Origin of the sequence: Neptuniibacter sp., assembly GCF_024231755.1 — a bacterium.
Lineage (GTDB): Bacteria > Pseudomonadota > Gammaproteobacteria > Pseudomonadales > Balneatricaceae > Neptuniibacter.
Genome location: NZ_JAAEQH010000116.1, coordinates 19283 through 27383, shown reverse-complemented (window position 1 = coordinate 27383; position 8101 = coordinate 19283). Strand labels below are relative to the sequence as shown.

The 8101-nt window shown below is 46.4% G+C and carries 10 protein-coding genes and 1 pseudogene; 1 reads left to right on the top strand and 10 read right to left on the bottom strand.

What is annotated here, in order from left to right; translation table 11 throughout:
- The 10 genes and pseudogenes from GY843_RS06560 to GY843_RS06515 all read right to left on the bottom strand — a co-directional run.
- Window positions 1-188, bottom strand: a pseudogene (locus tag GY843_RS06560) (sulfur oxidation c-type cytochrome SoxA); the annotation flags it as partial.
- A gap of 42 nt (window positions 189-230) precedes the next feature.
- Entirely contained in the window at window positions 231-548 is a 318-nt protein-coding gene (gene soxZ / locus GY843_RS06555) for a thiosulfate oxidation carrier complex protein SoxZ (RefSeq protein ID WP_297307751.1), read from the bottom strand.
- A 31-nt stretch (window positions 549-579) separates the two neighbouring features.
- Complete coding sequence (gene soxY / locus GY843_RS06550) at window positions 580-1038, bottom strand: thiosulfate oxidation carrier protein SoxY (protein ID WP_297307749.1); 459 nt, start codon at window positions 1036-1038, stop codon at window positions 580-582.
- 36 nt (window positions 1039-1074) lie between these two features.
- Window positions 1075-1437, bottom strand: a complete 363-nt coding sequence (gene soxX, locus GY843_RS06545; RefSeq protein ID WP_297307747.1) for a sulfur oxidation c-type cytochrome SoxX — start codon at window positions 1435-1437, stop codon at window positions 1075-1077.
- A gap of 108 nt (window positions 1438-1545) precedes the next feature.
- The gene (locus GY843_RS06540; protein WP_297307745.1) at window positions 1546-2592 is read right to left on the bottom strand and encodes a c-type cytochrome; all 1047 of its coding nucleotides are present in this window, start codon (window positions 2590-2592) and stop codon (window positions 1546-1548) included.
- Window positions 2576-3910 carry a sulfite dehydrogenase gene (gene soxC, locus GY843_RS06535; RefSeq protein WP_297307743.1) on the bottom strand — a complete coding sequence of 445 codons (1335 nt, stop codon included), beginning with the start codon at window positions 3908-3910 and terminating at the stop codon, window positions 2576-2578. The genes GY843_RS06540 and soxC overlap by 17 nt, the downstream gene beginning before the upstream one ends.
- A 180-nt stretch (window positions 3911-4090) precedes the next feature.
- Complete coding sequence (locus GY843_RS06530; protein WP_297307741.1) at window positions 4091-5404, bottom strand: sigma-54-dependent Fis family transcriptional regulator; 1314 nt, start codon at window positions 5402-5404, stop codon at window positions 4091-4093.
- Window positions 5405-5581: 177 nt separating this feature from the next.
- Entirely contained in the window at window positions 5582-5860 is a 279-nt protein-coding gene (locus GY843_RS06525) for an LOG family protein (RefSeq protein ID WP_297307739.1), read from the bottom strand.
- A complete protein-coding gene (locus GY843_RS06520) occupies window positions 5844-6140 on the bottom strand; it encodes an LOG family protein (protein WP_297307737.1) in 297 nt (98 codons plus the stop codon). Before GY843_RS06520 ends, GY843_RS06525 begins: the two co-directional genes overlap by 17 nt.
- Window positions 6141-6207: 67 nt before the next feature.
- Window positions 6208-7299, bottom strand: coding sequence for a methyl-accepting chemotaxis protein (locus tag GY843_RS06515; protein ID WP_297307735.1), 1092 nt, complete (start codon window positions 7297-7299; stop codon window positions 6208-6210).
- Window positions 7300-7602: 303 nt separating this feature from the next.
- Between GY843_RS06515 and GY843_RS06510 the strand changes: the two genes are divergently transcribed.
- A complete protein-coding gene (locus GY843_RS06510) occupies window positions 7603-8091 on the top strand; it encodes a hypothetical protein (protein ID WP_297307732.1) in 489 nt (162 codons plus the stop codon).
- Window positions 8092-8101 lie beyond the last annotated feature (10 nt).

Genomic DNA, 8101 nt, shown 5'->3' with positions numbered 1-8101 from the left:
GCATAGATACCATTAACGTAATCTGCAATCTCAGACTCAGGGAAACGAGACTTGAAGTAGTTCTGTAAAGCAATCCTATCCGCTTCAGGATTAACGGTTTTCATGTCGAAACCGGAATCCGCTGCGTAGGTCATTTGAGATGCCGCAGCAACCGTCAGACCCAGCGCCAATGTTTTTATTATTTTCATTCTTCACACCCCACAGTTAGCCGGATATTACCGGCTCACTGATTATTTGATCTTGGCAGTTTCAGTTGCTGTAGCACCTGTATTTTCTACCCAGGTCATGGTCAGCTCATCACCTTTAGCACCGCCTGCAAAATTGAATGCAAAGTACGGGTTTTTAGAGATCGCTGTACCCAGATTAGCGGCAAAAACCTCTTTACCAGCGTGCATAACTTTTACTTCCTGCAGGAACTTTGCAGGGATCACTTCGCCGGTTTTCTTATCTTTACGCTGACCTGTTTCCATGATGTGCTTCGCCATCATTTTTACTTTGGTTTTGCCGCCAGCCGCTTTAGCTTTAACTTTTAAAATACCTTTAGCCATGATTCTTACCTCGTCTTAGCCTTTAACTGGATTAACCGCCACAACCACCGATGGTTACTTTTACTTCTTTAGAGGCGCTGTAAAGCTTACCGTTTGCCTTAACAACCGCTGTTACTTTGGAGGTTTTACCCATACGCAGACGAGTAGATACATCCGCTGCTGTACCAGCAGGAATCATAAACTCTGCAACCAGTGGGTTAGGGTTGTTCTCAACGAAAATGCTCATTGATTCAACACCCGCCATGCTGGAACGAACTGTTACTGGTACAACTGCACCATTCTCAGCGATGTCTGGCGCTTTCATGGTTACTTCAGCGCTTTCTTCTGGCATTCCACCCAGAAGTTCTTTCATTGCTGTAGCCTGATCTTCCGCGTCAAATGCTTTAGTTGACCAAGCCGCCATTGCGATGCGTGGCATCAGCACACTGGCACCTACCAGAGCGCCACCTGCAGCGATAGCTTTAACTACTGAACGACGATTCATGCTCATTCTTTGTATCCTCTTGCTTTCACCCATTCAGGGAGATCAGAACTGGTAGATGTACTCTACAACAGCATCAATTTCTTCTTCTGACAAAATCCAGTGCTTACCGAGAGGAGGCATGATTGTCAGAGGGTTGTTTTTGGTCGCATCCCAGATCTGGGCACGAAGTTTACGCTTGTCTGGGTAGCGCGCTTTCATTGCGATAGTAGGTGGTCCCTGGTTACCTGCCAAGTTCGCATCGGGATCATCGATGGCATGACAGGAGATACAGTTGCCACGGGACTTACCCATATAAACTGCTTTACCCAGTGCGATCTGATCTGCGTGGTTATCTGCTACAGCAGGGGCCGTAGTAAACATTGCCAACAGTCCAGCTGCGCACAGCGAGGTGGTCAGCTTCCGCATTGTTTCTCCTCCGGAGTTCTGTCTTTCAACAGTCATTTTTATTGTTATGGATCGCTCTATGAGCGATAAGGCCCGGTTTTATAACCAGGCCTTATATACTAATAAGCTTTACTTGCTAGATTCAACCATGTAAGCCACTGCTTGTTCAACCTGCTTATCACTAAGGTCTACACGTCCACCTTTCGGTGGCATTACTCCGGTATCACCGGTAAAACCTTTGATCGCATGCTGAACCATCACAGGCATACCCTGTTTGATACGGCCAGACCAAGCATCCATATCACCCACTTTTGGTGAACCGGTCAGACCTGAACCGTGACAAACCTTACATGCACCCTCGTAGGTTGATTTACCTGCCATTGCCGCCTCTGAAAGAGAACCACCTGCAGCAGCACCATGTGCAGCCACGGTTTCGCCTTTCAAAGTAGCTTTACGCACTTTCTCTTTATGCCGTTCCTGCTCCATCTGAGCATCGTGGGAAGCAGCTGGCGCGTCTGCACCTTCAACAAAGTGCCCAACAGGTGTGATACCTCTCAGAGTACCTGCGATCTGCATTTTCTTAGGATCTGCACAGTTTTTCATGCAACGCGCATTTTTAACATCTGGGCGCGGATCTACAAAAAAGTTTTCCTGATTTGGCATCTCAATTTTCGCTAGATTATCCTTGGTCAGAACAAAATCCTCATCAATAACCTCGTTCAGGTATAGAACATAGGCTGTGATGTCGTATACCTGTTGATCAGACAAAGAACGCGGTGCTGTAAACGGCATCGCACGACGAATATAGTCATACAGGGTAGACGCGTATGGCCAGTATGACCCAACAGTTTTAGTTGGACGCTCTTCAGTCAAAGTATCCTGACCACCAGCCAGTACAGGCCAGCGACCTTCACCTTCACCAAACAAACCATGACAGGTTGCACACAGCGCTTCGTACTGCCCTTCACCTGCTTCAACTGTACCCTTACCTTCTGGCAGTCCCATACCGTCTGAACGGATATCGATATCCCAACCAGCAATCTCTTCTTGAGTTGCCGTTGCACCGATACCTAACTTACCCGCCTGAGCAACTGTGCCTGTTACTGCCAGAGCAGCACCCAGACCAACAGCCAACAGGGATTTTTTCAACTGTTTGCTATCAAGTGATTTGAACATTGGTAACCTCCCCTGTAGGCGCCACTTTCCAAGTGTGGATAGAGTTTTTGTGGTAGATCGAGTTGCCGCCACGAACTTTACGTAGCTGACCCAGCGTTGGCTGTACATAACCGGTCTCGTCAATTGCTCGAGACTGCAGCAGCCATGGCTGACCTTCCCACTTAGTTACCAGACTGAAACGCGTCAGTGCTTTGTCCAGTACCAAGCCTTTAAGCTTGGCTGGTACCCAGTTCACGCCGCCATCAAAGGAGACATCAACCTGTTTAATCTTACCGCGACCTGACCATGCAATACCTTCAATCTCCAGGAAGCCAGGCTTCACCAGTGGATTCTCTGGGCAAGGGCTGGTGATGACTGAGTTAGTTTCCTGCACGAAAGTAAATTTACGTGCACGACCGTCCGGCATCAGATCGGTGTATTTAGATGTTTCTTCACGGTGATACCAAGGCTTGTCTCCCACTTCCAGACGACGTAGCCATTTAACCGAGGTATTGCCTTCCCAACCTGGGTTCAACAAACGCAGAGGGTAACCCTGTTCTGGACGCAGCATCTCACCATTTTGAGCGTAGACAACCAGTGTATCATCCAGCGCTTTCTCGATTGGAATGGAGCGGCTCATATGGGCACCGTCAGCACCTTCAGCCAAGATCCACTTACCTTCCGGTTTAACACCTGCCTCTTCCAACAGAACACGTAGTGGAACACCCGTCCATTCACAGCAGCTCAACATGCCATGGGTGAACTGCAGCGCTTCCATCTGCGCGCCTTTCCACTCCATACCACCGTTAGCGGGACATTCGATAAATTTGATTTCTGATACGGATGGGAAGCGCATCAGATCTTCCATAGTGAAGATAATTGGGCGCTCAACCAGACCGTGAATAATTAGACGGTGCTCATCAGGTTTAACCTGCGGCACACCACCGTGATAACGCTCAAACACCAGACCGTTAGGCGTGATAATACCTTTCAGGTCCTGTAGTGGAGTCATAGAGATAGATGCGATGGAATCAGCTGTTAGCCAAGGCACTGTACGACGAACAACATGGTTCTCAAACTGAGAAGGCGAACCGTAAGGGTGCTCAACTACCCCATGACCGAGCTGCTTACCCCAAGCAGGCTCATTCGGTGGTAGGTTAGCTTTATTAATTTCACCTGCAATTGAACTGCCTGCGATAGTGGTTGCAGCCATTCCCGCGGCTGCAGCAACCCCTTTACGCAGAAAATCACGACGATCATTGATCGAAAGATGCTCGGATTCCCGAACCATCTGCTCCATCAACTCGCGCGTGCTTGGACCTTTGATGATCTTGGACATTCATGCCTCCACGTGGCGTACCAAAAGCACTGATTTATTCTTTTATTATTTTTAGCAATAACTATATATAAACAAAGAATATACAAGAATTCGACCATCGTATAAACCTAATATATAAAGCTCTTATATAAGAGTGATTGACCAGAACATTAATGCATAACGATTAATAGCACTGATTAATCACAACCCTTGTAGCTTGCGGTATAGCGTTCTTTCACTAACTCCGAGCGCATCAGCAAGTTCCCGATTACGCCCAGAATAAGCATTTTTAACCTGCGATAGATAAACTGACTCCAGCTCTGCCAGAGGGATCAGCTTCCCATCACTAACGAATGGAGGAATGCTGCCTATGCTCCTATTCATGCGACACTCATCCGGTAAATGCTCGACATTAATCACTCCATCATCGCTCAGCAGTACAGCCCGTTCGAGTATGTTTCTCAGCTCTCGGATATTGCCCGGAAAGCTGTAATTTTTAAGAAAAGCCAGTGCAGAGGAGCTAACTTTTATAGCCTCGGTATCCGGCAAACGCTGCAGCAGAGCCAGGATCAATAAGGGGATATCTGTTTTTCGTTCCCTTAAGGCTGGTAACTCTATTGGGAATGTACTGATGCGGTAGAACAGGTCTTGTCTGAATTCACCCATCTCAACCATCTGTTTCAGCTTCTTATGGGTCGCACATATCAATCTGAAATCAGCATGTTTTAACTCCAGTCCACCAACCGTTCTATAGGTTCCTGTTTCGATCAGGCGCAGAAGCTTTACCTGTAAAGAAAGAGGGATATCTCCCACCTCATCAAGAAACAGAGTGCCACCACGCGCTGCTGAGACTAGACCCTCTTTACGGTTGATCGCTCCGGTAAATGCACCTTTCTCATGCCCAAACATTTCACTCTCAAACAGGGTTTCACTCAACCCGGAACATTCAACTGTGACAAAAGGAGCCTGTGCTCGGCCGCTCACATTATGCAACCCTTTCGCCACAAGCTCTTTTCCTGTTCCTGACTCCCCTAACAAAAGAACTGATATTTCACTTGGGCCAGCCCGTTGAATCAAAGAGACCATCTTATTAAAAGCCGGAGATGAACCAATCAGCCCCTGCCCTTCAGGTGTGGCCTGAGCAACCTTAACCAAATGCATTATTTCGAGATAGTAGCGGGGTTGTCCCTCATTGTGTGGCAGAGGAAGCATTTCAACATCCACATGCTCCTGACCAAAAGGAGTGTTGTGCAGATGTAAAACGCGCTGCCTACTTCCAGTCTGCTGACAACGTTTCAGCGGACATGACTCACCTTCCTGATCACAGGGATGTGCATAACCGTGAGATACCTGATAGCAGTGCCTTGATACCAGCTCTGTCTCACTGGAGTGATGTTCCTGGTACGCTTTATTAGTCGCCAGGATCTGGTACTCATCAGACAGCACGGCCGCAGGCTGAGAGAATGCTTCCAGCAATGCAGATAGCTCGGGAATTGAAGAGAAGAGTTGTTCCACACCATCACCTGTTCTAGCGGATAACCCACTGACATATGCGTCAGAAAATGACATGACTGAGATAGAAAACAGCCATTTATGTCAGGTCAGATATACCTGGATGCTAGTGTAAGGCAGGCAATAAATGCAAATATACTAATAAAATATTTTCTTATATAACAAGAAAGCTATAGAACCTTATTGATGATGCGGATGAGAGAATGTTTTCATCCTTTGCAATAACAGCTCAGGATCACTCTCCACAATGAGCATGTCAAAATAGTCGGGATGCAGGAACCCACTGTCGCGCATATGCTTTAGAAAACTTATCAGCCCATCAAAATACCCTTGCATGTTCAGCACCCCGCAAGGTTTATAGTGACTACCAATCTGAGACAAACTTAACACTTCAAACAGCTCATCCAAAGTACCGGTCCCTCCAGGCAAAGCAACCACACCATCACAGAGTGATAGCATCTGTCTGTTTTCGTGTTTGCATATCTTCCACTTCGATAAGCTGAGTTAACCCACTGTGAACTCGTTCTTTGCCCTCCAGGAGCACAGGCATCACTCCTGTTACACGACCAGCCTTTTCAAGAACCTTGTCCGCTAACACGCCCATCAAACCACTCTGAGCACCGCCGTAAACCAGTTCAATGTTTTCTTTAGCCAAAACCTCTGCAAACTGTTCCGTGTAATTAACTAGCTCAGGTTCCGAGCCCATTTTTGAACCGCAGAAAACAGCAATTTTATCCATCGATATTTCTCAACTTACAGGCAAAAAAAAGGCTTCCTTATAGGGAAGCCTCTTCAACTTATTCCGCTTAACGCATCTCTGCGTTTAAGCGATCCAATGCGTCTGCAACTTCCATACTAGCCTTCTCCATCGCGGATAAATGCATCGCTGCAGTCTTAACATCCCCTGTTCGAGCTGCGTCAACTGCAGCCAGACCAGATGTATGTACTCGCTCATGCGGAGCTTCCAGACTTTGGAAGCTTGAACAGGAACTATAGCGCTCGCGGCCAGCGCCCATGTAATACCAGTTACCTAAGCGGCAGGAAGTATGATCAGCAAGAGAGGTCATACCGTCAAACTGACCAGACACGATGCCCTCGTATACTTTATTCTTCCAGTTAACATGATCCAATTTAACTGTCTCAATAAAGGTATCAGCAGCACTGGCACTAATAATGGTGTTCATACGCCCAGACAGCTCTACAACGCTTTTTACACCCGCTTTAATCTGTTCCGCAGAAGCAACAACCTCACTACTGAGTATGTCGACCTGACCAATATCATCAGAAGCAATCGCCGTCTGAGAGCTGATCTGGCCAACTAGGCTAGCGATCTCATCACTGGCTTCACTCGCTTTACGAGCCAAGTTACGTACTTCATCCGCTACTACGGCAAAACCACGTCCAGATTCACCCGCACGCGCTGCTTCAATCGCAGCGTTCAATGCAAGCAAGTTGGTTTGGTCTGAGATATCACGTATAACACCAACAAACTTCTCAATCTGCTCAGAAACAGTAATCAAACCTTTTACGTGGTTATTTCCGTCTTGGGCATTAGCCTGAATAACATGGACACGATCAAGAATAGTCTCTACTGCTTCTTTGGTTTCATCAAAGATAGACATGGAATTATTTAGGCTATCTTTTTCCTGCTCCAAATTCTGAGCCGCAGTAGCAATGGTCTCACGTACTTGAGAGACAAGTTCGCCACCCTTAACCCAAGCCGCACAGACTTCGCGCTGGTCATCAGCATCGTTGTTCGTCTGAACATTTTCCTGTTCATAGCAACGGCGCGTCAGTTCCTGATTTTCATTGATCAGGCGGTCATTATTCGCACGCAGTTCTGCAACCTCTGCCTGGAGTTCTTTAATTTGCAGATTTAATTTGCCAGAGAAAAACATTCAAACGGTCCTCTTAGAATTCATTCCTAGTAGCCGAGCATCATATAATTTATGAACGTTCGTTTCATCCGTTAAATACGGGTAACCACCTACTTTTTGATCTACATTCGGCCAAACTTAGGTTCAATAACGAATCAGCATATAAGACATTACTAAAGCAAAATATAACTCTCTCAGTATTCTCTGACATTACCTCTGATCAGCAAAATGGATAATTAAGACGAGAACCACTATCCCAAAGGCTTAAACTGCCCTAGAATCTGGATTAGTCTCCGTTAGGTTAAAGATTTAAGGATATTCCCAATGGCTAATATTGCGCTGACCGATGATCAACACAAAACTCTGATAAAAGAGTTTTTTGCGAAAAGGTCCGCCCGCCAACTACTCAGTAAAGCCGAACTTATCGATATAGCGCAACGCCTGAATGAAAAAGTCAGCTTGCCATTTCTGAGTGAAGCCAAAGAACATGCGGTTTTACTGAAGATTGTTCTGAAATTGGATAATTACCTATACGAAACACTCCCTAACGAGATCTACGAGCTTATATACAATATCGATGAGGGCTTTGATGATAGCGAAGCTGCATTGTTAGCTGCCCGCCTCAGTAAGCAAGCAAATAACGAGATCAACCTACCTTTCCTTACAGACCATCTGGAATACTACTCAATTACGTTTTTTCTAACGTTAATGATCAACGCTATGCGTGAAGGTTCAGATCTTGAGCACGCCATCAAAGTGACTAAACATCCAAGAATGATGGAAGATGATTTCCCTTTCCCTGATCTGATCTGATTAGAACGGG

Coding starts and splice junctions, on each gene's coding strand:
- soxZ (WP_297307751.1), bottom strand. CDS start 548: ATGGCTAAAGGTATTTTAAAAGTTAAAGCTAAAGCGGCTGGCGGCAAA.
- soxY (WP_297307749.1), bottom strand. CDS start 1,038: ATGAGCATGAATCGTCGTTCAGTAGTTAAAGCTATCGCTGCAGGTGGC.
- soxX (WP_297307747.1), bottom strand. CDS start 1,437: ATGCGGAAGCTGACCACCTCGCTGTGCGCAGCTGGACTGTTGGCAATG.
- GY843_RS06540 (WP_297307745.1), bottom strand. CDS start 2,592: ATGTTCAAATCACTTGATAGCAAACAGTTGAAAAAATCCCTGTTGGCT.
- soxC (WP_297307743.1), bottom strand. CDS start 3,910: ATGTCCAAGATCATCAAAGGTCCAAGCACGCGCGAGTTGATGGAGCAG.
- GY843_RS06525 (WP_297307739.1), bottom strand. CDS start 5,860: ATGCTATCACTCTGTGATGGTGTGGTTGCTTTGCCTGGAGGGACCGGT.
- GY843_RS06520 (WP_297307737.1), bottom strand. CDS start 6,140: ATGGATAAAATTGCTGTTTTCTGCGGTTCAAAAATGGGCTCGGAACCT.
- GY843_RS06515 (WP_297307735.1), bottom strand. CDS start 7,299: ATGTTTTTCTCTGGCAAATTAAATCTGCAAATTAAAGAACTCCAGGCA.
- GY843_RS06510 (WP_297307732.1), top strand. CDS start 7,603: ATGGCTAATATTGCGCTGACCGATGATCAACACAAAACTCTGATAAAA.